This window comes from Bradyrhizobium sp. SZCCHNRI2009 (genome assembly GCF_032485115.1).
In the GTDB taxonomy this organism is placed as follows: domain Bacteria; phylum Pseudomonadota; class Alphaproteobacteria; order Rhizobiales; family Xanthobacteraceae; genus Bradyrhizobium.
Genome location: NZ_JAUEUH010000014.1, coordinates 86,149 through 110,674, shown reverse-complemented (window position 1 = coordinate 110,674; position 24,526 = coordinate 86,149). Strand labels below are relative to the sequence as shown.

Sequence of the window (24,526 nt, the reverse complement as noted above, 5' to 3'; positions counted from 1 at the left end):
GCCGCATCCTCCGCGGCGCCATCACGCCCGGGCTGTGCATCTCGACCGGCCCTCTGACATCACGAGGGCGCAGGGAATGCCGGGAGCTCGCCGCCCCCATGGCCCGCCTGCGAAAAAAAATGCAGGCGGCAGGTACCACAGGTGCAGCCGAGACATCCCGGCATTCCCCGCGCGACGGTCTTCACGCTTATACGCAGTCTCCCCGGGGACCGGCTGTCTTGCCCCCGTGACCGGCGGATCATCATCTCCACCGGCGTGACACCAGCTTCGGGGTGTCAGGACGCTGCGACTTCACGTCCGCCAAGAGCCGTTCGTCCGCACGTCCAAGACGCGCTGCGGCCCTCGGCGGCCATCGCCTTCCCACCTCGCGTGTCGTGACGATCGCGATACGCCCCTCGTGTCGAGGCGGGATGAGGGGAGGGAAACACGAATTCTGTAAAATAGAAACGGCAATATTTTCGTCGCTAGGACTGGACAGTGAGTCGGACATTGAACGGATTGAGGAAATCAGTGTCTTGGCCCACGCCCTCGCGATGCGCTTCGATCGCAGCAAGGCACCGGAAACGGGCTCTCCGCTATTGCGCACGCCGGCTGATTTGCCCGACGGGTCGGCTAGGATGATGCTCGACGTGGTGCCCAATGATTGAAACGATGCCGATAATGACCAACGACGAACCATCGGTCTGACCCTGCGTCAGCCAGAGAAGAAAGCAAGCAATGTCACTCTCTCATCTCTACGACGAAGCGCTCGTCTATGCGACAAGGCTGCACCGGACCCAATTGAGAAAGGGCAGCAACGTACCCTACATCGCGCATCTGCTGAGCGTCTCCAGCCGCGTGCTGTCGGCGGGCGGCAGCGAGGTGCAGGCTATCGCGGGACTGTTGCATGACGCCGCCGAGGACCAGGGCGGGCAGGCCACGCTGGATGAGATCCGCCGGCGTTTTGGCGATGGCGTCGCCGGGATCGTCGCGGACTGCACGGATTCCTGGGTCGATCCGAAGCCCGAATGGCGTCCGCGGAAGGAAGCCTATCTCGCCCGGCTGCCGCTCAAGCCGGTGTCATCGCTGCTGGTCTCGCTCGCTGACAAGGTTGACAACGCGGAAGCGATCGCGAGCGACCTTGATGAGGTCGGCGACGTCGTGTGGCAACGCTTCACCGGTGGAAGGGATGGAACGATCTGGTATTACCGCACGCTGAGCCGGATTTTCGATGAGGCTCTGCCTTGACCGTTGGCGCGGCAACTTGCGCGGACCGTCGCTGCTTTTCCGTCCTGAGCAAATTTGGGGGAGGCCGCTCGGCCTCGCATCCATTCGATGGATGACAACCTCAGATGGATCGGCTATAGAGCCGGCCATGATCACCGCCGCCACCCATCGTTTTGGTCGCATCACGCACCGTAGCTCGCTGGCGGCGGGAGGATCGCGCTCAATCTGACGATTTGCAGCATTTGATCCGAACAGCCGCCAGGGACCTGGCGGCTTTTTTGTTGCCGGCAGGTTCTTCATTTGAAGGGGAGCCCGCCATGCCGAGCACGACCGACGATCCGAGGGTCATCGCCATCGAGGAGCGTATGCTCCGCGGCGCCTCGCGATCGCCGGGGCTCTGCGCGCTCGGTCGTGATCCCTTGTCGCGCCATCCCATCTCGCCCAGGCCGGGCGCCAAGATCTACTACTTGGCGCCACCGGCTCCCCATCAAAGCTGCGCCGACCTCAAGCCCGCGTCATGGTTGCGGCTCTGGTGGGAGCGCTGGCGCGAGCGCCGCCGCTTCGCCCGGGAGTTGCCGCGGATCGCCGACGAGGTGCTGCAGGACTACGGCCTGACACGCGACGAGGCGCGGCGGCTGTGCCGGCGCCCGCCCTGGCGCGCTTGAGAGCGACGCGGCGGAACGCAGGTTCTGCCACGGATCCTACTTGCCCAGCTTCTCGGAGAAGAACCTGACGACCTGGGCGTCAAACTCTCGGTGAAACGCCGCGCGGTCGAAATCCGCAGGCTTATCAGCACAGATGCGCGGGACGGCGGCCGCGAGCTCCGCGGAGCACGGCGCGAGGAAAGCAAAATGCGCGGCGGGCACGGTGTGGACGTCGGGCGTGCCGGGAAGGCTCGCGGTTACGCGGGCAGTCCCTTCCGGATCGACCCCGTTGCCGCCGAGCTCCGAGCGCCAGACCTGGAGGGGAATCTTGATGCTCGCGAGATTTGCTCGCGTGAATCCGACCGTGTGGGCGGCGTCGGCCAGCACGGCCGCCTTGATCCTCTCGTCGTGCGGCCAGCTTCTGGGAAACTCGCCATTGCGGACCTGCTCGCAGAACGGGTTCTGTTGCGTGCAGTAGTGCGCCGCCCTTTGAAAGTCCGGGTCGACGCCGGCGAGAACGGTTCCGGTGTAGCCACCGCGCGAAAAGCCGAAGAAGCCGATCCGGTCCGGATCAATCGCGGCTCTGCTTGTCCAATCGTTCAACATGAAATCGATCAGATGCATGATGTCCTGCGGCCGTGAGAGCCAGACCGACAGGCTGTCGCGCTGCGCCAGGTCGCCGACACTGTCGCCGGGATGGTTGATCGCCGCGACGATGAATCCCGCGTCCGCCAGCGCTTCCGCAACATCGTGGTTTCCACCGATCCAGCCGCCGCGCCCGTGGGACATGACGACCAATGGCAGCTTCGTGCCCTTGATTGGACAATTCTTTACCCCGGGCAGTGTCTCCAGCCCTGGGATCGCGAGGCTTCCAACCGGCACGCTACCGGCGTCTGCGGCGCAAGGCGTCCAGATGATGCCGTGAAATCCATGATCGACCTCCAAGAGCTGCAAGCCAGCGGCTTGGGCGGAGGAGGTCAGGAGCAGGAGGACGAACGAGAGGGCAGCGAATGTGCGGTCTAGCAATATGATCTCCTCCTGACATGTAGCTCGGCGCGCTCTCGCGAGGGTTGCGTCGATCAAGTTCGCGATGCGCGATGGTCTAGCGAGCTTGTCATGCTGTCAGGAGCGCTTCGCGTCCGTCGTCGCGATGTCCTTGACGGTTCAACGCCAGCCCAAGCTTGATTCATGACAACATTGTTAAATCACGCTTTCGAGATCGTGCGGCAACTCTCCGTTTATCATCATTGCGAGGCGCACTTTCGATGCTCAATTGATCGTGCCTTCAGCGTAACCGATCAGGAGGAATTCAAAATCGGCACATTGCAGAGACAGCAACTGCGATTCGTCATCGACCACCTCGAAGCGTATTCCCTCCCGCTGCCAATGACCGATATCCCTGACGTCCAGACGGAACCGTCCATGCGGTCCAGGTGTCCGATCCTGACCTCGACCGCGCCGATGAAGCGCAATTCCAGCCGCGGTTCGGTTCGCGATCGATCCGTCAGGAGCACCAGCATCGACGATGCAGGTCGGTAGAACTGGATCGCGTCGCTGCGCCCGCGATGACGATGCGGCGAGAGCCGCGCGCGTCACTTCCAACTACGTCCGGGGCCGCCTCGGCCGCTTGACCGGATGCAGCCGCGGCGTGCGGGCCACACGCGGACGTAGTCGCGTCGCCGCCGCGCGTTTCGGCTTGGCAGCGACCTGTGGCCGCGCCAGCTCCATCAGCAGGCGCAGGGCTTCCAGCACCGAGCGCGTGCGCACGGTGCTGCGGCCGATGGCGCCGAAGCGGTGTTCGCGGTGGGTGATGCGGCCGTCGCGGGCGGCGACGGCGAAATGGACCAGACCGACCGGCTTGCCGGGGGTGGCGCCGCCGGGGCCGGCGATGCCGGTGATGGCGACGGCGAGGTCGACGTCGGCGCGCTCCAGGGCGCCGACCGCCATCTGGATCGCGGTCTCCTTGGAGACGGCGCCGAAGGTCTGCAGCGTCGAAGCCTCGACGCCGAGCATGGCGCGCTTGGCCTCGTTGGAATAGGTGACGAAGCCGCGGTCGATGACATCAGAGGAGCCGGGAATGTCGGTCAGCGCCGCTGCGACCAGGCCGCCGGTGCAGGACTCGGCGGTCGCGATCATCAGCTTGCGCGACCGGCAGAGGTCGAGCAGCGAGCGGGCCAGCGCGCTGGTAGAGCCGATTTGACGTTCGCTGGCCATGGCTGCGTTGTCCTCATCCGACCGTCAGATCGAAAGCTCCATGAGCGGTGACACGGTGGGTGCGCCTCTAGGCGCTCCACGGCAGACGGACCGTCGCGCTCGCCGTGGCTGCGATGCCTTCCTCGCGGCCGGTGAAGCCGAGCCGCTCGCTGGTGGTGGCCTTGACCGCGATGCGCGAGATGTCGACGCCGGTGATCTCGGCGATGCGGGCGCGCATCTGGTCGCGCAGCGGGCCGATCTTCGGGCGCTCGCAGATCATCGTGACCTCGAGATTGGCGACGCGGCCGCCGCGCGCGGTCACGCGCTCGATGGCGTATTTCAAGAACTGGTCGGATGCGGCGCCTTTCCACTTCATGTCGGAGGGCGGGAAGTGCGAGCCGATGTCGCCATCGGCCAGGGCGCCCAAAATTGCATCAACCAGAGCGTGCAGACCGACGTCGCCGTCGGAGTGGGCAAGGAACCCCTTGCTATGCGGCACACGCAGGCCGCACAGCCAGACATGGTCGCCTTCGCCGAAGGCGTGGACGTCGTAGCCGGTGCCGGTCCGGATGTCGCCCAGCTGCGCGGCAAGGCGCGCTTCCTCGCGCACGAAATCTTCCGGTGTGGTGAGCTTCATGTTGGCAACATCGCCCTCAAAGGTCGCGACGGTCAATCCCGCCCATTCGGCGATCGCCGCATCATCTGTGAACTCGGTGAGGCCGTCGCGCGCGGCGCGGCGGTGTGCCTCCAGGATCGTCTCGAACTTGAAGGTCTGCGGCGTCTGGGCGATGCGCAGCTTCGCGCGCTCCGGTGTCGCGGTGATGTCGCCGCCCGTGCCGACTTCCTTGATGGTGTCGGTGACCGGCACCACGGGAATCGCCGCACCGGTCTTGCCGGCCGCTCGAATCGCGCGCGAGATCACGGCGGGCGTGACGAACGGACGCGCGGCATCGTGGATCAGCACGATGTCGGGCTTGTGCGGCGCCAGCGCTTCCAGGCCCGCGAGCACCGAGGCCTGGCGCGTCGCACCGCCATGCGCTGGGGCCTCGTGGCGCAGGCCGAAGACGGCTGCGTTGAAGATGTCGATGTCGTCGGGGTTCACCACCGGCTGGACCACCGCCACCTCGGGGTGATCGGCGAAGGCGGCGAGCGCGCGATGGATGACCGTGCGGCCGCCGATCATGCGATATTGCTTCGGACCGCCGGCGCCGGCGCGCAGGCCACGTCCGGCCGCGACGAGAATGGCTGCAGTCCGCTGAGAAGTCGTCATGGGAACAGGGTATCGATGCTGATGAGGATGATGGGGTTCGCGGCTTCTTACATCTGCAGAAGATGTTAAGCGAGCAGGATCACACGTCGCATGAGCGGCACCTGCGATCGCGACACAAGCGCCGGGATTCGCTGTCGCGTTGAGGGGGGGCGATCGCCCTGCCGCCTGCGAGCACCTTGCTGAGCCATGCAAAAATCCGGCGGCTCGCGGGTTTACCATGACTGCCGAACAAGCATATTTTGCTGCACTGCACTTGAAATGCCGATCGTCTTGGCTAAAGTGTAGGCATGACGCTTGACTGCACAAGATTTGCGCTTGAGAGTGCAGCGCAGACGCGATGATGCGTCCAAAGAGCTTTAAGAGTCGTTCGTGACCGGTCCGGCCAATACACAAGCCAAAGCCTTGAAGATAGGCGACGTTTCGCTCGCCAACCGGGCCATTCTCGCGCCGATGTCGGGGATTACCGACGCGCCGTTCCGCCGACTCGCGGCCGAGCTCGGCGCCGGGCTGGTGGTGTCCGAGATGACTGCGAGCGACGATCTCGTGCGCGGGCGGTGGATATCCCGGTTGCGCTGCGAGGCGAGCGGCGTGGGGCCGCATGTGGTGCAGCTCGCCGGCTGCGAGGCGCATTGGATGGCCGAGGGCGCGAAGGTCGCCGAGGATGGCGGCGCCGAGATCATCGACATCAACATGGGTTGCCCGGCGCGGCACGTGACCGGCGGCCAGTCCGGCTCGGCCCTGATGCGCGATCTCGATCATGCGCTGACCTTGATTGAGGCGACGGTCGAGGCCGTCGATGTGCCCGTGACCCTGAAGATGCGGCTCGGCTGGGACGAGCGCAGCCTGAATGCGCCGGAGCTGGCGCGCCGCGCGCAGGCCGCGGGCGTGCAGTTGATCACCGTGCACGGCCGTACGCGGCAGCAGTTCTACAAGGGCGAAGCCGACTGGAGCGCGGTGCGCGCCGTGAAGGACGCCGTCGATCTGCCGGTCGTCGTCAACGGCGACATCACCAGCTATGAGGACGCGCGCGAGGCGCTCGACGCCTCCGGCGCCGATGCCGTGATGATCGGGCGCGGCGCGCAAGGCCAGCCCTGGCTGCCCGGCCAGATCGGCCGCCGACTCGAGGGCGGTGCGGAGGAGGGCGCGCCGGAGCTGGCGCAGCAGCTCGGTCTTCTCACCGCGCTCTATGACGAGATCTGCCGTCACTATGGCGCGCGTGTCGGCCTGCGCCACGCCCGCAAGCATCTCAGTTGGGGGCTCGACGTCGCCGCCCAGCACGCGCAAGCGCCGGCCGAAAAACTGAAGGCCTGGCGCGACCGTATCCTGACGTCCGAGCAGCCGTCCTTGGTGCATCGGGCGCTGCGTGAGGCCTTCGACGATTTTGCCTGGAGTGCAGCCGCATGAGCTCAGCCGCAGAACAGCGCAAGCGACTTCCCTCGGATGGCGACGCCATCCTCAACGCCCTGCCGAATCCGGTCCTCGTCATCGGCCCGGACGGCATGATCATGGACGCCAACATGGCGGCGGAATCGTTCTTCGATTCCTCCACCCAGTTTCTGCAGCGGCAGTCGCTGAAGAAGCTGGTGCCGTTCGGCTCTCCGCTGCTGGCGCTGATCGATCAGGTCCGCACCACCAGCGCGCCGGTCAACGAGTACAAGGTCGATCTGGGCACGCCGCGCACCGGCGCCGATCGGCTCGTCGACCTGCACGTCGCACCGCTGCCGGAGCGGCCCGGCCATATCGTGGTGATGCTGCAGGAGCGCACCATCGCCGACAAGATGGACCGCCAGCTCACCCATCGCAGCGCCGCGCGCTCGGTGATCGCACTGGCCGCGATGCTCGCGCACGAGATCAAGAACCCGCTGTCGGGCATCCGCGGCGCCGCGCAGCTCCTGGAGCAGCAGGCCTCCTCCGAGGACCGCATGCTGACCCGGCTGATCTGCGACGAGGCCGACCGCATCGTCACTTTGGTCGACCGCATGGAGGTGTTCGGCGACGACCGCCCGGTGGCGCGCGGGCCCGTGAACATCCATTCCGTGCTCGATCACGTGAAGCGGCTGGCGCAGTCCGGCTTTGCCCGCAACATCCGCTTCGTCGAGGACTACGATCCGTCGCTGCCGCCGGTGCTCGCCAACCAGGATCAACTGATCCAGGTGTTCTTGAACCTGGTCAAGAATGCCGCGGAAGCGGTCGTCGATCTCGGCTCGGATGCGGAGATCCAGCTCACCACGGCGTTCCGCCCGGGCGTGCGGCTGTCGGTGCCCGGCAAGAAGTCGCGGGTGTCGCTGCCGCTGGAGTTCTGCGTCAGGGACAACGGCCCCGGCGTGCCGGAAGACCTGATGCCCAATCTGTTCGATCCGTTCGTGACCACCAAGCCGACCGGAAGCGGCCTCGGACTTGCATTGGTCGCGAAGATCGTCGGCGACCATGGCGGGATCATCGAGTGCGAGTCGCAGCCGCGCAAGACGACCTTCCGGGTGCTGATGCCGATGTACAGCGCAACCAAACAACCGGACCAAAGCCCAAATCACAGCCATGGCGATGACGTTTCGGGGACGCCGTTGCATGCCTCACAGGGATCAAATTGAGGACCACCTATGCCTGCAGGTAGCATTCTCGTTGCCGACGACGATACGGCCATCCGCACGGTCCTGAACCAGGCGCTGTCACGCGCCGGCTATGAGGTGCGGCTGACCGGCAATGCCGCGACGCTGTGGCGCTGGGTGAGCCAGGGCGAGGGCGATCTCGTCATCACCGACGTGGTGATGCCGGACGAGAACGCGTTCGACCTGCTGCCGCGGATCAAGAAGATGCGGCCGAACCTGCCGGTCATCGTCATGAGCGCGCAGAACACCTTCATGACCGCCATCAAGGCGTCGGAGCGCGGCGCCTATGAGTATCTGCCGAAGCCGTTCGACCTGAAGGAGCTGATCGCGATCGTCGGCCGTGCCTTGGCCGAGCCGAAGGAGCGTGCGGCGAGCCAGCCCGACGACGGCGAGTTCGAATCGATCCCGCTGGTCGGCCGCTCGCCGGCGATGCAGGACATCTACCGCGTGCTGGCGCGGCTGATGCAGACCGATCTCACGGTGATGATCTCGGGCGAGAGCGGCACCGGCAAGGAGCTGGTGGCGCGCGCGCTGCACGATTACGGCAAGCGCCGCAACGGCCCGTTCGTTGCGGTCAACATGGCGGCGATCCCGCGCGACCTGATCGAGTCGGAACTGTTCGGGCACGAGCGCGGCGCCTTCACCGGTGCCAACACCCGCGCCTCCGGCCGCTTCGAGCAGGCCGAGGGCGGCACCTTGTTCCTGGACGAGATCGGCGACATGCCGATGGAGGCGCAGACGCGGCTTTTGCGCGTGCTGCAGCAGGGCGAGTACACCACCGTCGGCGGCCGCACCCCGATCAAGACCGACGTGCGCATCGTCGCCGCCTCCAACAAGGACCTGCGCATCCTGATCCAGCAGGGGCTTTTCCGCGAAGATCTGTTCTTCCGCCTCAACGTCGTGCCCCTGCGGCTGCCGCCGCTGCGCGAGCGCATCGAGGACCTGCCGGATCTCGTCCGCCACTTCTTCGCGCTGGCCGAGAAGGACGGGCTGCCGCCGAAGAAGCTCGATGCCGCGGCGCTGGAGCGGCTCAAGCAGCACCGCTGGCCGGGCAATGTCCGCGAGCTGGAGAATCTCGCCCGGCGTTTGGCCGCGCTGTATCCGCAGGACGTCATCACGGCGTCGGTCATCGATGGCGAGCTGGCGCCGCCGGCGGTGACCACCGGCTCGAACACGCCGACCTCGATCGACAATCTGGGCGGAGCCGTGGAGGCCTATCTGTCCTCGCACTTCCAGGGATTTCCCAACGGCGTGCCGCCGCCGGGGCTGTACCACCGCATCCTCAAGGAGATCGAGATTCCGCTGCTGACGGCAGCGCTGGCGGCGACGCGCGGCAACCAGATCCGCGCCGCCGATCTGCTCGGCCTCAATCGCAACACGCTGCGCAAGAAGATCCGCGACCTCGACATTCAAGTGTACCGCAGCGGCGCTTGACGGTTATTTGATACCTCTACGGCGGGCTCGGACCCGCCTCAGGTGAGAATTAATGTAGACAAATCCGCGACGCGCTCCGGCGCCGCGGATTTGTCGCAATTTGGCAACAGCGTGGTAGGAATGCATCAGTCCGATTCCCGGACGTGCCGCGTTCAGCATCACCCACCTTGCCGGAATGACCAGCGCAGAGACATCGGCCACCCCCTTCGATTCGTCGTCCACCGAGGGCCGGCGCTGGACTTGGCGCACCTGGCTGGCGCCGGTGGCGGTGGCGCTCGCGCTGCTGTCGGCCTTCCTCACCTTCATCGTGCTGGTCGGGCTGACCCCGGTCGAGCCCACGACCGACGTGGTCAAGACCTTCTACCTGATCGACGCCGGAACGATCCTGGTCCTGGTCGGGATCATCATCCGCGAGGTCTGGCAGGTGGTGCAGGCCCGCCGGCGCGGCCGGGCGGCGGCACGGCTGCACGTCCAGATCGTCAGCCTGTTCTCGGTGATCGCGGTCCTGCCGGCGGTGCTGGTCGCCGTGGCGGCCAACGTCACCATCGATCGCGGCCTCGACCGGCTGTTCTCCGGACCAGCGAAAGTCGCGATCCAGAACTCGCTGACCATCGCGCGCGCCTACATGCAGGAGCACGCGCAGTTCATCCGCGGCGACATCATCGGCATGGCCACCGACATCGCACGCGCCAGGCCGCTGTTCGACCAGGACCGCGCCAGCTTCCGCGAGCTGCTCACCACCAGCGCCGCGTCGCGCAACCTGCCGGGCGCGATGATCATCGACAAGAACACCAACCCGATCGTCTGGGCCGAGACCGGCGGGGTGCAACTGGCCTATTCGCCGCCGGCGCCCGAGTTCCTCAACAATGTCCGGGAGGAGGAGCCCGAGATCGCGGTCCTGCCGGAGTCGAACTACGTCGCCGCGGTGATCCGGCTGCGCGCATTCAACGACACCTTCCTCTACGTCGCGCGTCCGCTCGATCCGCAGGTCGTCGAGCAGCTCAAGCAGACCGAGCTGTCGGTCGCCGAATACGCCCAGGTCGAGGCGCGCCGCTTCGGCATCCAGATCGCCTTCGCGCTGATGTTCGCGGTGATCGCGCTGACCATCCTGATGGCCTCGGTGCTGATCGGGCTGAACTTCGCCAACTGGCTGGTGGCGCCGATCCGGCAATTGATGAATGCCGCCAACACCGTGTCGACCGGCGATCTCAACGTCCAGGTCCCGGTGCATCGCTCGGAGGGCGATCTCGCCCAGCTCGGCCAGACCTTCAACAAGATGACGCAGGAGCTGCGCACCCAGCGCGACGAGCTGGTCAGCGCCAGCGAATTGATCGACAGCCGGCGCCGCTTCATCGAGGCGGTGCTGTCGTCGGCCTCCGCCGGCATCATCGGCGTCGATGCCTCTGGCAGCGTCGGCATCCTCAACCGCTCGGCCGAGAAGCTGATCGGACATGCCGAGCAGGAGGTGCTCGATCATCCGCTCTCCGACGTGCTGCCCGAGCTCGACGACATGATGAAGACGGCGCGCGAGGGCAAGCAGCGGCTGGTGCAGGGCCAGATCACGATCCAGCGCGACGGCCACGAGCGCAATCTGTCGGTGCGCGTCACCGCCGAGCAGACCAACCAGGCGCGCGACAGCTACATCATCACGCTCGACGACATCACCGAGCTGGTGTCGGCGCAGCGCACCTCGGCCTGGGGCGACGTTGCGCGGCGCATCGCGCATGAGATCAAGAATCCGCTGACGCCAATTCAACTGTCCGCAGAGCGAATTCGCCGCAAATTCGGCAAGGTCATCACCGAGGACAAGGCGATATTTGAGCAATGTACCGAGACGATCGTGCGGCAGGTCGACGACATCAGGCGAATGGTCGACGAGTTCTCGCGGTTCGCGCGGATGCCGAAGCCGGTGATGGAAGGCGAGGACGTCGCCGACACCGTGCGGCAGGCCGTGTTCCTGATGAAGGTCGCGCATCCCGAGATCGACATCGAGACCGAGATCAAGCAGGACCCCTTGCGCGCGCAGTTCGATCGCCGCCTGATCTCGCAGGCGCTGACCAACATCATCAAGAACGCCACCGAGGCGATCGAGGTGGTGCCAGAGGCGGAGCTCGGCAAGGGCCGTATCGACGTGGTCGCCTCGCGCGAGGGCGAGGACGTGCTGATCGACGTCATCGACAATGGCATCGGCCTGCCGAAGGTGGCGCGGCAGCGGCTGCTCGAGCCCTATGTCACGACCCGCGCCAAGGGCACCGGCCTCGGGCTCGCGATCGTCGGCCGCGTGCTGGAAGACCATGGCGGCAAGCTCGAGCTGAAGGACGCGTCCGATTTCCGTCCCGGCCAGCGCGGCGCCTGGATGCGGCTGCGCTTTGCCGTCTCCGGCCAGGCCGCGAAGACGGGCGCGAAGGAGCAGGCGGCGGCGTCTGACAATGCGCAGAAGACCGAGGTTGGCGGCGAAACCGCTGACACGGTTCAAACGACCAATGATGAACCAAAAATCCAAGCCGCAACCGGCAGCTGACGAGACAGGCGTGACCCATGGCGAGTGATATTCTGATTGTCGACGATGAAGCCGATATCCGGGAGCTGGTCGCCGGCATCCTGGATGACGAAGGCTTCACGACGCGAACCGCGCGCGACAGCGATTCGGCGCTCGCGGAGATCACGAGCCGCCGTCCCAACCTGGTGTTCCTGGACATCTGGCTGCAGGGCTCCAAGCTCGACGGTCTGCAGCTCCTCGAGCAGATCAAGAAGGACCATCCCGACCTTCCGGTCGTGATGATCTCCGGCCACGGCAACATCGAAACGGCGGTCGCCGCGATCAAGCGCGGCGCCTATGACTTCATCGAGAAGCCGTTCAAGTCCGACCGGCTGATTCTGGTCGCGACGCGTGCGCTGGAGAATTCCCGGCTCAAGCGCGAGGTGCGCGAGCTCAAGCAGCTGGCGCCGACCGCGAGCAGCATGACCGGCCGCTCGCCATCGATGAACCAGTTGCGCCAGACCATCGAGCGCGCCGCCAAGGCCAACAGCCGCATCCTGATCGTCGGCCCTCCCGGCTCGGGCAAGGAGCTCGCCGCGCGTTCGCTGCACGCTCAGTCGCCGCGCTCCGAGGGCCCGTTCGTCGTCATCAACGCCGCCGCGATCACGCCGGAGCGGATGGAGGAGGAGCTGTTCGGCATCGAGCAGTCCAATGGCGAGCAGGCGCGCAAGACCGGCGCGCTCGAAGAGGCCCACGGCGGCACGCTGTTCGTCGACGAGATCGCCGACATGCCGCGCGAGACGCAGAACAAGATCCTGCGCGTGCTGGTCGACCAGACGTTCCAGCGCGCCGGCGGCACCACCAAGGTGCACGTCGACGTGCGCATCATCTCCTCGACCGCACGGAATCTCGAGGAGGAGATTGCCGCCGGGCGTTTCCGCGAGGACCTCTATCACCGTCTGTCGGTGGTTCCGATCCGGGTTCCGCCGCTGTCGGAGCGCCGCGAGGACATTCCGGAGCTGATCGACTATTTCATGGAGCAGATTTCGGCCACGACCGGCCTGCCGAAGCGGCAGATCGGCCAGGACGCCATGGCCGTGCTGCAGTCGCATGTGTGGCCCGGCAACGTCCGTCAGCTTCGCAACAACGTCGAGCGCGTCATGATTCTGGCCGCCGGCGGACCGGAGGTGATCATCACCGCCGACATGCTGCCGCCGGATGTGGGATCGATGGTGCCGGCGATGCCGACCAGCAACAATGGCGAGCACATCATGGGACTGCCGTTGCGCGAGGCACGCGAGGTGTTCGAGCGCGACTATCTCATCGCCCAGATCAGCCGCTTCTCCGGCAACATCTCGCGCACGGCCGAGTTCGTGGGCATGGAGCGGTCCGCCCTGCATCGCAAGCTGAAGGCGCTCGGCGTCGGCTGAGGCTCCAGCTCGGCCAAACTTGCCGACTGGACGAATTTACATTGGAAAATTCGTCCATTTCCGGAATTTTACGGATGAATCCGGTTCTTTTGGAACCGGCCTCCTTGCAAGCGGCTTGCCTAATATGCTCGCCTGTCTTCTAATCCGGCATCCCGTGGTCCCTCGAGGGGGATCTCAATGGACCATGGGCCACCTCGATGAATCCGGGGCCTGCGATCGGGTCATCGAAGGTTCAATAAGAAAAAGCACAAGACTGCGAGATAACAACAATGGCGGCCGACCGCGCACAAAACCTACAAGACACCTTTCTCAACCATGTCCGCAAGACCAAGACGCCGCTCACGATCTTCCTGGTCAATGGCGTGAAACTGCAGGGGATTGTCACATGGTTCGACAATTTCTGCCTGCTGCTCCGGCGCGACGGTCACTCGCAGCTCGTCTACAAGCATGCGATCTCCACCATCATGCCGGGCGCGCCGATCCAGTTGTTCGAGGGCGGCGAGGACGCGTCTGCGTGAGTGTGACCTGACGTGAGAGTGACCTGATTGGAACCCCGCGATCGCGAAGGGACCATCGGCCTGTCGAGGCCGGATGACAACAAGGGGACCGGGCTCGTCATCGTGGTCGGCCCCTACTTGCGAGCGCGCCGCGGCGACGATGGCGCGCAAGCAGGCCAATCCGACATGCGTGATTTCGAGGCACGGATCGACGAGGCGGCGGGCCTCGCGCGGGCCATCGACCTGACGGTGGCCGAGGCCATTCTCGCGCCGATCGGGCAAATCCGCCCTGCGACCTATCTCGGCAAGGGCAAGGTCGAAGAGATTGCCGGCGTGATCGCCGGCCATGGCGTCGAGCTGGTGGTGATGGATTGCGCGCTCTCGCCGATCCAGCAGCGAAACCTCGAGAAGGCCTGGAACACCAAGGTGCTCGACCGCACCGGCTTGATCCTGGAGATCTTCGGCCGCCGCGCCAAGACGAAGGAGGGCGCGCTGCAGGTCGAGCTCGCGCATCTCAACTATCAGCGCAGCCGTCTGGTGCGGTCCTGGACCCATCTCGAACGCCAGCGCGGCGGCTTCGGCTTCATGGGCGGTCCCGGCGAGACCCAGATCGAGGCCGACCGCCGCCTGATCGGCGACCGCATCACGCGGCTCGAGAACGAGTTGAAGAAGGTCCAGGCGACGCGGCGGCTGCATCGCGCCGGACGCCAGCGCGTGCCGTATCGCGTCGTGGCGCTGGTCGGCTACACCAATGCCGGCAAGTCGACGCTGTTCAATCGCCTGACGCGCGCCGACGTCCAGGCCGCCGATATGCTGTTCGCGACGCTTGATCCGACCTTGCGCGCGATCACGCTGCCGCATGGCGGCAAGGCGATGCTGTCGGACACCGTGGGCTTCATCTCCAACCTGCCGACGCAGCTCGTCGCCGCCTTCCGCGCCACGCTCGAGGAGGTGCTGGAGGCCGACGTGATCCTGCACGTCCGCGACATGTCGCACGAGGATGCCGAGGCGCAGCAGCACGATGTCGAGCTGGTGCTCAGCCAGCTCGGCATCGATCCCGAGGCCACCGACACCATCATCGAGGTCTGGAACAAGATCGACCGTCTCGACCAGGCAGCGCGCGAGAACCTCGCCAACATCGCCGGGCGTCGGCCGCCGGAGCGGCCATGCCTGCTGGTCTCGGCCCAGACCGGGGACGGCGTCGACGCGCTCCTGCAGACGATCGAGGACCGTCTCGCGGCGGCGCGGACCACGCTCGATCTCACCATCGACGCTGCCGACGGCGCCGGCATCTCCTGGCTGCATCGCAACGCCGAGGTGCTGGCCAAGGAGCTGAACGAAGGCCGCTACGACATGACCGTGCGCGTCGACGCCACCAAGCGCGACATCGTGGTCGAGCGCTATCACGGCGTGCCGCGGGTGGCGTGAAACAGTAAAGGTACCCGACCACTATCGATTGCCCCGCGGTCGAGCGGCAATCATCCAAATCAGCTGATTTGAGCGCTTATTCTCTATATTCTTTGAGCGTCTCCGGCGGTCGCCTAGTAAGCCACATCAGCATCATCGCGCAGCAGAATCAAACGGATGCAGCCGATTGAACAGCTCTCACAGCCATCTCCGCTCATAGACGCAGATGACTTTACACATAGAAAACTTACAACTAAAACGTGTTAATTCTCAATATTGCCTTGTATCAAGAGCTACCAACAGCCACGCCGTTCAGAAGCGCCTTTCGTCTAAATCAGATTATTTGTCGAGCGACATGCGGGTTGCGCGTATGGCCTCAAGAGAAAAAATCCGACAGAGTGTCCGAACCTCGATCTTTATGAGATCGATTGGCCGCTGTGAGTACGGGGCTTGTGGGGAAATCGCAGCAAGATGGTCCAATGGGCACATCGAGATGATCGGCGAGCTCTGTCACATCCTGCCGGTGAATGAGGGTAGTCGATCCGAATTCAAGGCGTCGTTTCCGCACGTCGATCTCGATTCTGAGAACAACTTGATGCTGCTTTGCCGAAAGCACCATCACCTGATCGATCAAGAGAAGCCGAGCGAATACCCGCCCGCGATTCTTTTCCAGATGGTCGTTAACAAGGCTCGTCACGTCGCCAGATTCGTGGACGACTTGTTTCAGAGTAGTCCATTTAGGTTCGACCACCACGAGTTGGCGCAAGATGTCAGGGTCGGTCGAATATATGACCTGATGAATGAGGCGATCCTGAGTGGACCAAAAGAGGGGGGCAGTCTTCTCCGGCAGGCAGAGCGTGTCCTTGGCGACATTGCGCTCAATCCCTTGGTTGAAACTGCCGTGCAATGGGTGGAGCTGGCGCGACTTGAGCTCAAAACTACGTCGTTGGAGAACGACTATTCCTCGTCTCGATGGGAGAAGGGGCTGCAGGCGAGCATCGCTATACTGAAAACGATAGTGGACCCGCGAAAAGTGCCCGTCGCGGTTTCGCTTATGCTGCTTTTCTTAAGGGATGAATACGGTGTATTCGATGCACAGAAAAAGCTAACGCTGGCGAAGTCGCTGAACGACAAGCTCGATTCCGTCAGTAGTTCAGCTGACGATCGTGACGCGTTGGCTTATAGTTTAATTGTAAAGTCATCCGTGGTCAGGTGGCGAGGTCGCTTGCAGCGACTTCAATCACACCAAGAACGCTCGTTCAGCGAAGCTGAACGCTGCGCGAAACGCAGCCTTTCTCTCGTTAGATCCTCGTCGGCGTTGCTGCAGTCTTTGCTCGTGGAATACTCGAAAGCAAGATTGCTCCCCCTGAGGTCGGTCGCGGAGTACGATGAACGAATAGCCGCTATAGGCCAAACCTTAGAGAGCCCCGAGCTTTTAGAGTACGGCGCGGCTGCGAAATATCGTCCAATCTTCTATCGACAAACATTTCAATATACCAAGTCGATAGACGCATTTTGGACGGGCATCGATTTCGGATTTCGTCCTGCGTTGAGCCGTGTGGCACACGTCATAGGCGAGGCTTCGACTGCTGCATATTCGCAAGATCGAAGCAGAGGATTGACCATTGTGAATGATGCACTCTCGTTTCTTTCGGAGGCATTGCGTCAGGGCTTCGATCATGCCCACAATTTCAAGGCTTGGATTGCTTGCAGGTCCATTGTGGATGAAAAGTGGTTCGATATTAATCTGTTATCCAAGTTTGAGACGGATCTCGAAGCTCCGAACCAACTCGCGAACATCTTGACGGATGCGCGGCGGCGCTTTTTTGGACAAGACGCATTCGGCCACGACGTGCTCTTCGGTGTCGATGAAGCAGAGTTCTGGACGATGCTAGGCACCTTAACTGCTCGTTGTAGATCTGATCTGGATCTCGCAATGCGGTTTTTCGAACGCGCCAGTCGCTATGGAGGGCATAGGTTTCCGATACATGCTGCACGTGTGCGGGCCTGCTTGCATGTGAAGCGTCTGGAGGAAGCACGTGCGCACCTGCTTAGAGCCCGGAGCGTGGCAAGCGCGCGATATGGGAGCGCAATCGCTGATCTAGAAGCGTCCCTAGCCAGATTGGAAGATTCACCTGGTCTGTCTCGAAGCTCCGCATGATGCGTTTTATACCTCGTGTCCAAGTTGCTTTCTCCGTGTCGGTCCACAGCTGTCGACGCCTTCAGGCAAGACCACGTCTAGAGTGCCCCCGTTTGCAGGGGCGAGTTCGATGTAGGCATGGAGGTGTTGTAGATCGTCGTTGGCACCGCTCGACTGTCACGAAGCGTGGTCTCGATCTCGTTGGGCTTCTCGCCAATCTTCACAGGTACCGCGCAGTATGAGCGGTACGCGCTGATAGCGTCAAATGTGATATCGTGGTGGAGTGAATCGTTGTTTGCTGCCGTGGGTAGGCCGCACTGGTCGTCTACATCTCTGCACAACTGACCGTCGCGCCGGATCAGACCGCCATTTGGCGCGCTCGATCGAACTAAAGGGGCGTGATGTCGACGTGCAGCACTGCGGCGCGACCGCCATCGACGGCTGCGACGCAGCGTTCGATGGCTGCATCGAGCGCCTCGGGATCGTCGACCCGCTCGCCATGGGCGCCGAATGCGCAGGCGATGTCGGCGAGACGACGCTGCTCATCCTGACGGCCGGTGCAGAGCCGGGAAAGAAATGAGTCGGTCTGCTGTGCCGCGCCGTCCGGATAGACGCGCTGAACCGATGCCTTCACCGCCTGCCAGCCGTTGTTGTCGAGGATCACGGTCAGGATCGGAAGCTGATATTGCTGCGCTACGGCGTAGACGGAATCCGGCGCGGCGAAATGATAGGCGCCGTCGCCGACGATCTGCACCACGCGCGCTGAGGGATTGGCGAGCTTGAGTCCGAGCGCCATGCCGCCGCTGAAGCCGAGGCCGCCGCCGGCCAGGCCCACATAGGTCATCGGCCTGGTGCGACGAAGCTGCTGTTGCAGGACCGGCGCGTTGCGGACCGCCTCGTTGACGACGATGTCGTCCTCCGCCAGTTGCGCCTGCAGCCGCGCGAACAGATAGGAAGGGTTGATCGCGCCGATCCGGCCCTTCTGGGCCGCCGCAGACGTGCGTTTCGCCTGTGCCGCCTCCCGGGCGGGCTGCCAGCTCGCGATCCGGTCGCGCACTCTCCTCAGATACGCATCGTCGGCACGGGCGACGACGAGCTCGAGGACCTGCCGAAGAATGACGGCCGAATCGCCCTGAATGCGGAGGTCGGTGGCAAATCCCCACATCGGGATGTCCGCCTTCAGGGCGTCGATGTCGATCTGGATCCAGCGCAGCCGATCGGCCGCCTTCAGCATCTGCGGAATGAAGGGGACGTCGATGTCGATGAGCAGTCCGAGATCGGCGCCAGCAATAAGCGCGGCGGGGTCGGCGCCCGCAAAGCAAGGGGAGTCCTGGCAGATGTTCATCGTGGTGGGATTGAACTCGGCGACCCGGATTCCGCAGAACAGCGCCAGTCGCTCCAGCACAGAGACGGCCTCGGCGCTGCGTCCGAGGTATGCGGTCACTGCGATCGGATTGTCCGCCTTCATCAGCGCGTCCGCGATCGCCTGCGCGCGTTCCGGCTCGATGCCTCCCGCTTTGACGCTGCCATAGCGCGCGGCCGGGTAGGCCGGCATCGCCTGTTCGTCCCAGGTCTCGGCAAGGGTTTCTCGCGGCAGCATCATGTAGACCGGGCCGGGCGGATCGCTGTGCATGAACGCGGCAGCGCGGGCCACCGCCTCCTTGACGACGACGCCCGACGGCAGGGTGTATTCCCATTTGACATAGGGCCGCACGACGCTGCCCTGATCGAAGCTCTCCTGCACGAAGTGGACGTAGGTGTCACGTCCTCCCGGCAGCTCGCCATGCAGCGCGAACGGAGCCCGCCCAGCGAACAGCAGCACCGGCAGCCGGTAGCGAAAGGCGTTCTGAATGGCCATGCACGCGTTCGCCGTGCCGGCATCGACGTGGACGAACACGGCCTGGCCGCGGCCGGTCGCGCTCGCATAGCCCATCGCCATGTGCACCGCGACCACCTCGTGGGGGCACAGGATCACCTCGGGGTGTCGTCGACCTTCGCTGTCCCAGCGTGCAAGTTCCTCGATCAGCGAGACATGATCGGTGCCGAGATTGGCAAAGATGTAGTCGATGCCGCTCTCGACGAGCGCCTCGAGGAAGTAGTGCGCGGTGGTGTGGCGTGTCATGGCGCGGTGGCGAGGATCAGGCGACGACGGCATTGTCACGGCGCACGGCCTCAGCCTGGGTTGTGAGGCCGCGCAGGCGGTCCAACAGGTCGTCGGGCTCCTGAGGTGCGGCCGCGCCGCGCCAGGCGATGTGCGAATCCGGTCGCACCACGAGCAGGCTGTCAGCGAAGTCGTAGCCGCCCTTGGCCCGGTCGACGTCGACGAGCGTCAAGGGAACGCCCTGGCGGGCTGCGGCCTCGACCAGCGCCTCGGCATTGATGGTTGAATCGAACCGGACCAGCGTATAGGCCGGGCCGAGCGCGTCGAGCAGCGAGCGGCCATCGGCGAGCCACACATGCGGGGCGCGTGCGCCCGGCACGGTCGACGCGGTGAAATGGCCCATGCCGTAGGGCGGCGGCGTCTCGCCATCGTACGAAATGGCCGGTGACCGGTCGTAGTAGTAGCCGAAGTTCAGGCCGGAGCAGCAATATTGCTGCACGTTGAGGTCGTAGGCGGCCTGTCCCACCTTGCGGCGCGCCTCATCGCCCACGGGGCCGTCCATTTCGACTTCGGCAGGCACGCTGCGTCGCTGGCTCATCACGGCGAGCGCATGGTTCATCGCGAAGTGCGACACCTGCTCGGTGATCGGCTGCCGCTCCGCCTCATAGGCGTCCAGCAGGGCAGGGGCAGCCCAGCCGTGCAGCACGCCGGCGAGCATCCAGCACAGGTCGACCGCATCGGCGATCCCGGCATTCATGCCGTAGCCCGCATAGGGAATCCACAGATGCGCCGCATCGCCACAGATGAAGGCACGGCGATCGCGAAAGCGATCCGCCACCAGGCGGCGTCCGATCCAGTCCTCCTTGCTGATGACCTCGTACTCGAAGCGGTCGTCGACACCGAGAATGGTGCGCAACGCCCAATCGCGATCGACACTGTCGAATTCGACTTCCTCGGCCGCGAGGTGGTTGTGGATCAGCCAGTTGTCGCGGCCGTCGATGGAGACGGTGGTGCCGCAGCGCCGCGGGTTGAGCGACATCGTCATCCAGGCCGGCTTCTGGGTGATCAGGTCCTTCAGCGCGGGGGCATGGATGTAGGTCGACTGCACCCGCTGCACGACATCGGTGCCGCTGAGCCGCGCGCCGATCAGCTTGCGCACCGCGGAGCGGCCACCGTCGCAGCCAATCAGATAATCGGCCGAAATGGTGATGTCTCGGCCGGCGTCGAGATCGCGTGCCCGCGCGATCACGCCGTTTTCATCCTGGTCGAACCGATCGACCTCGACGCGGTTCAGGATCGTGATGCCGCGTTGCGCCTCGGCGCAAGCGAACAGGATGGGCTCGAGATAGATCTGGTTGATGCGATGGGGCGGCTCGGGCGTCGGCCAATCGGTGTCGGGTCCACCGGTCGCCGTATAGCGGTCCTTGCGGGACGGAATCGGGATGCGCGTCAGCTCGCGGCCGACGACCGTGGTGCGATAGGCGCAGTCGTTGGAAAAGTCGGCCGGCAGGCCGCCTTCGCGCACTTGTCGGACGATGCCAAGGCGGCGGAACACCTCCATCGAGCGCGCGGAGACGTGGTTGCATTTTACGTTGGGCGGCTCTCCGGCGCGCCTGATCTCCGCGACCACGACCTCGATGCCGCGCGAGGCGAGATCCATGGCGGCGGTCAGTCCGACCGGACCGGCGCCCACGATGAGCACCTGGGTTTGAATCGTCTTCATGTCAGTTCTCTTCTGCTCTGAACCTAGGCACGCTCGGCTGTCGAAAGCGCATCCCGCTGCGTGCCGTCGGCGGTCGGAAGACTGCCGCGCATGCCGAGGACGGCAAGGCCAAGGATCACCAGTGCCGAGAACAGTTGCGGCACCGCGCTGGCCTGAAACAGCGAGGACACGTCCCATTTCGCTGCGAGCATCAACCCGCCGATCGTGACGCCGAGGATCGAGCCGAAGCGGCCGATGCCCAGTGCCCAGCCGATGCCGGTGCCGCGGATGTAGGTCGGATAGATGCGCGCCGCGTAGGCGTTGCAGCCGATCTGTCCGCCGATCACCGCGACGCCGGCAATGAAGACGGCCGGCACGAGAATCGGCAACGAGGCTCCCGCGATACCGATGGTGATGATCGAGAGGAAGCCGGCAACGTAGGTCGCGAACAGGACGCGATCGAAGCCGAACTTTTCGATCAGCAGGCCGAGCCCGACGGTGCCAAGCATGCCGCCGAGCTGGAAGGCGATGCCGACGGCGATCGCCGCCTGGACGTCAAGCCCGACACCATGTGTGAGCGTCGGCAGCCAGCTGTTGAGGAAATAGATGTCCATCATGTTCATGAAGAACATCACCCACAGCAGCAGGGTCGGGAGCAGGCGCCGCTTGGTGAACAACTGCGGCAGCAGGAAGCCCTTGCCGCTCTCCTCGATGATCGTAAAGCGCGCGTCGGCGGGGAGGCGGTCCGACGGATCGATCCGGCTCAGCAGCGCGCGCACGCGAACATTCTTGTTGTGGTCGAGAGCCAGCAGCGAGAGCGATTCCGGCAGCCAGATAATGAGAACCGGACAGAGGATGAGCGGCAGAATGCCGCCGATGAGAAAGATGATCTGCCAGCCATAGGCGGTGATGAGCTTCGCCGCGACCGCTCCGCCGATCGCCGATCCGAGCGACACCGTCATGAACATCAGCATGATCAACAGGGTCCTGCGACGCTGCGGCGAATATTCGCCGGTCAGAGCGATCGTGTTGGGCAGGACGCCGCCGAGCCCGAGGCCGGTGAGGAACCGAATGATGACGAGGTCGGATACGCTGGTGGCCTGGGTGGTCGCCAGCGATCCAAGCGCGAACACGAGAACCCCGGCGACGACGAGCCATTTGCGCCCGAGATAGTCGGCCAGCGCGCCGAACACCAGCGAGCCGATCATCACGCCGAACAGGGACGCACCGAACACGGGCCCCAACGCGCCCGGCGCCAGATGCAGGTCCTTGCTGAGGGCAGGGGCGACGAAGCCGAGCGCCTGGGCATCGAAGCCGTCGAGCCCGACGACCAGCGCGCACAGGCAGATCACCCTGATCTGGAAGCCCGACAGCGGCCGATCGTCGACGTAGCGCGTGAGATTGATCGCTTGCGTCAAATGTCCCTCCCCATGTGCTTGTTGTTGCCTGGCGCGCTTCGCAGCAGCCGCCGGCTGTTTGCAAATATGTTGCATGATCAAACTCTTTCGATTAGCCACAAAATTCTCATTCATTCATGAGGAAAGCTAATGCCCCCGACCTTGCGGCAATTGGAGGCCCTGGTCCTGGTGTATCGGCTCGGCAGCATCACCAGGGCGGCCGCCGAGCTGCGCGTCACGCAGTCGGCGATCAGCCTGCTGATCCGGCAGATCGAGGAGAACTTTCAGCTCAAGCTGTTCGATCGCACGACGCGGGCGCTGCACCCGACGGCGGCCTGCCGTGAGGCGATCACCGCCGCGGAACGCATCCTGGCGGGGACGCAGGGGCTGTCGCAGCGGATGCGCGACCTTGCCGAGATCAAGGCCGGCCGAATTTCCATCGCGGTCTCAGCGGGCGTCGCGTCGGCGCTGCTTCCACGCGTGTTTGCGACGTTTCGATCGCGCCATCCCGAGGTGAGGATCGATCTGCGCGATGTCGCGCCCGACGAACTCCTCGCGATCGTGATGGCCGGGCATGCGGAGTTCGGCCTCGGCAGCGTCGAGGACGACGGCGTGCCGGAGGTCAGGATCGATACACTGATGCAAAGTCCGCTCTCGGCCATCGGCATCAAGGACGGTCGGTTCGAGAAGCACCGCCGTCTGACCTGGGACGGCATCATGGGCTCCGATCTGATCACGATGCGTCACGGCACGCGCATCCGCCGTCAGATCGACGAAGCGCTGGCGCAGACGGGGCGGGCGCTGAAGCCGGCGTGGGAGGTGTCGCTGATCACGACCGCGCTGGCGCTCACGGCGGAGGGCGCCGGCATCAGCATCCTGCCCGCGCACATGCTGCCGAAGGCACAATTTCCGACGCTTGCCGCGATCCCGCTGTCGCAGCCGACGATCCATCGGCATGTCTCGCTGCTGAGCCGCGCCGACTTTGGATTGTCGCCGGCCGCGCAGCGCTTCGTCGAGATCGCAAAGGCCGTGCTGTCGCGCAAGGGCGGCTGATCACGGCTTCGGAGACGGGGACGCTACTTCTCCAGTCGCTTCGCCTCGTTCCACAATTCGTCCATCTCGTCGAGCGACGCTTGTTCGAGCGTGCGGCCCTTGGCCGTCAGCGCCTGTTCGATGTGCGCGAAACGGCGCTCGAACTTGGCGTTGGTGCCGCGCAATGCGGTCTCCGGATCCACCTCGGCATGGCGGGCAAGATTGACCAGCGCGAACAGGAGGTCGCCGGTCTCCTCGGTCAGCTCGGTCGCATCCTTGTTGTCGAGCGCGGCCTCGATCTCGTCGGCTTCCTCGCGGATCTTCTGCAACACCGCGCGCGGATCGTTCCAGTCGAAGCCGACGGTCGCGGCCTTGCGCTGCAGCTCCATCGCGCGGACCAGGGCAGGCTGTCCGGCCTTGACGCCCGACAGCAGCGAGGACTTGCCCGTCTGCGCCTCGGGCGGCCGCCGCGCGGCGCGCTCGGCCTTCTCCTCGGCCTTGATGCGGTCCCATGTGCCTTTGGTCGGCTGGGTGACGTTGCCGTCCTTGTCCGGGAACACATGCGGATGGCGGCGGATCATCTTCGTCGTGATGCTCTCGACGACGTCGCCGAATGCAAATGCGCCTTGTTCTTCGGCGATGCGGGCGTGATAGACCACCTGCAGCAGGAGATCGCCGAGCTCCTCGCGCAGATCGTCGAGATCGTCGCGCGTAATCGCGTCGGCCACCTCATAGGCTTCCTCGATGGTGTAGGGCGCGATGGTCCGGAACGTCTGCTCGATATCCCACGGGCAGCCGGTGACCGGCGTGCGCAGCGCCGCCATGATCTCGATCAGGCGTGAGATGTCGCGGGAGGGGATCATGGGCAGGTCCTGACAGCATCGTTCGATCGTGTCCTGTATGCCCCAAGCCGCGCGCGGCTCCCAGCAAAAAGGTCGATTACGCGGGATCGCTCCGCGGGTTGGCCCGACCCGTCGATGATGCTAAG

19 protein-coding genes are annotated in these 24,526 nt (G+C 64.6%); 11 read left to right on the top strand and 8 right to left on the bottom strand.

The features are described from left to right. Positions 1-717 precede the first annotated feature (717 nt). Together QX041_RS33045 and QX041_RS33040 are read left to right on the top strand one after the other, a co-directional pair. Positions 718-1,227 carry an HD domain-containing protein gene (locus tag QX041_RS33045; RefSeq protein WP_316168006.1) on the top strand — a complete coding sequence of 170 codons (510 nt, stop codon included), beginning with the start codon at positions 718-720 and terminating at the stop codon, positions 1,225-1,227. 296 nt (positions 1,228-1,523) lie between these two features. Continuing rightward, positions 1,524-1,871 (top strand): DUF1127 domain-containing protein, encoded by a 348-nt coding sequence (locus QX041_RS33040; protein WP_316168005.1) that lies wholly within the window; start codon positions 1,524-1,526, stop codon positions 1,869-1,871. A gap of 36 nt (positions 1,872-1,907) precedes the next feature. On the opposite strand, the gene QX041_RS33035 is transcribed toward QX041_RS33040, so the two are convergent. From QX041_RS33035 to QX041_RS33020, 4 genes are all read right to left on the bottom strand, one after another. Beyond that, positions 1,908-2,876 carry an alpha/beta hydrolase family protein gene (locus QX041_RS33035; RefSeq protein WP_316168003.1) on the bottom strand — a complete coding sequence of 323 codons (969 nt, stop codon included), beginning with the start codon at positions 2,874-2,876 and terminating at the stop codon, positions 1,908-1,910. 243 nt (positions 2,877-3,119) lie between these two features. Continuing rightward, positions 3,120-3,452, bottom strand: a complete 333-nt coding sequence (locus QX041_RS33030) for a hypothetical protein (protein ID WP_316168002.1) — start codon at positions 3,450-3,452, stop codon at positions 3,120-3,122. Continuing rightward, on the bottom strand, positions 3,453-4,064 hold the full coding sequence (locus tag QX041_RS33025) for a CinA family protein (RefSeq protein ID WP_315711887.1): 612 nt from the start codon (positions 4,062-4,064) through the stop codon (positions 3,453-3,455). It lies immediately after the preceding gene. 67 nt (positions 4,065-4,131) lie between these two features. Next, complete coding sequence (locus tag QX041_RS33020; protein ID WP_316168001.1) at positions 4,132-5,313, bottom strand: bifunctional 2-C-methyl-D-erythritol 4-phosphate cytidylyltransferase/2-C-methyl-D-erythritol 2,4-cyclodiphosphate synthase; 1,182 nt, start codon at positions 5,311-5,313, stop codon at positions 4,132-4,134. 450 nt (positions 5,314-5,763) lie between these two features. Here QX041_RS33020 and dusB point away from each other — a divergent pair, with 450 nt between their 5' ends. The 8 genes from dusB (at position 5,764) to QX041_RS32980 (ending at position 17,327) form a co-directional block, all read left to right on the top strand. After that, entirely contained in the window at positions 5,764-6,717 is a 954-nt protein-coding gene (dusB, locus tag QX041_RS33015) for a tRNA dihydrouridine synthase DusB (protein WP_315712620.1), read from the top strand. Next, complete coding sequence (locus tag QX041_RS33010; protein ID WP_315751120.1) at positions 6,714-7,901, top strand: nitrogen regulation protein NR(II); 1,188 nt, start codon at positions 6,714-6,716, stop codon at positions 7,899-7,901. Before dusB ends, QX041_RS33010 begins: the two co-directional genes overlap by 4 nt. A 9-nt stretch (positions 7,902-7,910) precedes the next feature. After that, the gene (gene ntrC / locus QX041_RS33005; RefSeq protein WP_315711890.1) at positions 7,911-9,353 is read left to right on the top strand and encodes a nitrogen regulation protein NR(I); all 1,443 of its coding nucleotides are present in this window, start codon (positions 7,911-7,913) and stop codon (positions 9,351-9,353) included. A 175-nt stretch (positions 9,354-9,528) separates the two neighbouring features. Further along, a complete protein-coding gene (locus QX041_RS33000; protein WP_315751121.1) occupies positions 9,529-11,874 on the top strand; it encodes a PAS domain-containing sensor histidine kinase in 2,346 nt (781 codons plus the stop codon). A 17-nt stretch (positions 11,875-11,891) separates the two neighbouring features. Next, entirely contained in the window at positions 11,892-13,262 is a 1,371-nt protein-coding gene (locus QX041_RS32995; protein WP_315711893.1) for a sigma-54 dependent transcriptional regulator, read from the top strand. Positions 13,263-13,531: 269 nt separating this feature from the next. Further along, the gene (gene hfq, locus QX041_RS32990; RefSeq protein ID WP_006613906.1) at positions 13,532-13,780 is read left to right on the top strand and encodes an RNA chaperone Hfq; all 249 of its coding nucleotides are present in this window, start codon (positions 13,532-13,534) and stop codon (positions 13,778-13,780) included. Positions 13,781-13,807: 27 nt separating this feature from the next. After that, entirely contained in the window at positions 13,808-15,187 is a 1,380-nt protein-coding gene (gene hflX, locus QX041_RS32985) for a GTPase HflX (RefSeq protein ID WP_315711897.1), read from the top strand. A gap of 472 nt (positions 15,188-15,659) precedes the next feature. Next, positions 15,660-17,327 carry an HNH endonuclease signature motif containing protein gene (locus QX041_RS32980; RefSeq protein ID WP_316168000.1) on the top strand — a complete coding sequence of 556 codons (1,668 nt, stop codon included), beginning with the start codon at positions 15,660-15,662 and terminating at the stop codon, positions 17,325-17,327. A gap of 367 nt (positions 17,328-17,694) precedes the next feature. On the opposite strand, the gene QX041_RS32975 is transcribed toward QX041_RS32980, so the two are convergent. From QX041_RS32975 to QX041_RS32965, 3 genes are read right to left on the bottom strand one after another with little or no spacing between them, the layout of a single operon-like run. Next, positions 17,695-19,428, bottom strand: a complete 1,734-nt coding sequence (locus QX041_RS32975; RefSeq protein WP_316167998.1) for a thiamine pyrophosphate-requiring protein — start codon at positions 19,426-19,428, stop codon at positions 17,695-17,697. 16 nt (positions 19,429-19,444) lie between these two features. Then, positions 19,445-21,130 carry an FAD-dependent oxidoreductase gene (locus QX041_RS32970; RefSeq protein ID WP_316167997.1) on the bottom strand — a complete coding sequence of 562 codons (1,686 nt, stop codon included), beginning with the start codon at positions 21,128-21,130 and terminating at the stop codon, positions 19,445-19,447. Between the two features lie 23 nt (positions 21,131-21,153). Further along, positions 21,154-22,527, bottom strand: a complete 1,374-nt coding sequence (locus tag QX041_RS32965; protein WP_315827598.1) for an MFS transporter — start codon at positions 22,525-22,527, stop codon at positions 21,154-21,156. A 129-nt stretch (positions 22,528-22,656) separates the two neighbouring features. Between QX041_RS32965 and QX041_RS32960 the strand changes: the two genes are divergently transcribed. Then, complete coding sequence (locus QX041_RS32960; RefSeq protein ID WP_316167995.1) at positions 22,657-23,559, top strand: LysR family transcriptional regulator; 903 nt, start codon at positions 22,657-22,659, stop codon at positions 23,557-23,559. A gap of 23 nt (positions 23,560-23,582) precedes the next feature. Here QX041_RS32960 and mazG read toward each other — a convergent pair whose 3' ends face one another. Then, entirely contained in the window at positions 23,583-24,401 is an 819-nt protein-coding gene (mazG, locus tag QX041_RS32955; protein ID WP_315711907.1) for a nucleoside triphosphate pyrophosphohydrolase, read from the bottom strand. Positions 24,402-24,526: the final 125 nt, after the last annotated feature.

What these genes read in the sequence shown, in the direction of transcription:
- QX041_RS32970 (WP_316167997.1), bottom strand. Translation starts at nt 21,130, where the DNA reads ATGAAGACGATTCAAACCCAGGTGCTCATCGTGGGCGCCGGTCCGGTC.
- QX041_RS33025 (WP_315711887.1), bottom strand. Translation starts at nt 4,064, where the DNA reads ATGGCCAGCGAACGTCAAATCGGCTCTACCAGCGCGCTGGCCCGCTCG.
- mazG (WP_315711907.1), bottom strand. Translation starts at nt 24,401, where the DNA reads ATGATCCCCTCCCGCGACATCTCACGCCTGATCGAGATCATGGCGGCG.
- QX041_RS33000 (WP_315751121.1), top strand. Translation starts at nt 9,529, where the DNA reads ATGACCAGCGCAGAGACATCGGCCACCCCCTTCGATTCGTCGTCCACC.
- dusB (WP_315712620.1), top strand. Translation starts at nt 5,764, where the DNA reads ATGTCGGGGATTACCGACGCGCCGTTCCGCCGACTCGCGGCCGAGCTC.
- ntrC (WP_315711890.1), top strand. Translation starts at nt 7,911, where the DNA reads ATGCCTGCAGGTAGCATTCTCGTTGCCGACGACGATACGGCCATCCGC.
- QX041_RS32995 (WP_315711893.1), top strand. Translation starts at nt 11,892, where the DNA reads ATGGCGAGTGATATTCTGATTGTCGACGATGAAGCCGATATCCGGGAG.
- QX041_RS33010 (WP_315751120.1), top strand. Translation starts at nt 6,714, where the DNA reads ATGAGCTCAGCCGCAGAACAGCGCAAGCGACTTCCCTCGGATGGCGAC.
- QX041_RS32960 (WP_316167995.1), top strand. Translation starts at nt 22,657, where the DNA reads ATGCCCCCGACCTTGCGGCAATTGGAGGCCCTGGTCCTGGTGTATCGG.
- QX041_RS33045 (WP_316168006.1), top strand. Translation starts at nt 718, where the DNA reads ATGTCACTCTCTCATCTCTACGACGAAGCGCTCGTCTATGCGACAAGG.
- hfq (WP_006613906.1), top strand. Translation starts at nt 13,532, where the DNA reads ATGGCGGCCGACCGCGCACAAAACCTACAAGACACCTTTCTCAACCAT.
- QX041_RS33040 (WP_316168005.1), top strand. Translation starts at nt 1,524, where the DNA reads ATGCCGAGCACGACCGACGATCCGAGGGTCATCGCCATCGAGGAGCGT.
- QX041_RS33020 (WP_316168001.1), bottom strand. Translation starts at nt 5,313, where the DNA reads ATGACGACTTCTCAGCGGACTGCAGCCATTCTCGTCGCGGCCGGACGT.
- QX041_RS32975 (WP_316167998.1), bottom strand. Translation starts at nt 19,428, where the DNA reads ATGACACGCCACACCACCGCGCACTACTTCCTCGAGGCGCTCGTCGAG.
- QX041_RS32980 (WP_316168000.1), top strand. Translation starts at nt 15,660, where the DNA reads ATGATCGGCGAGCTCTGTCACATCCTGCCGGTGAATGAGGGTAGTCGA.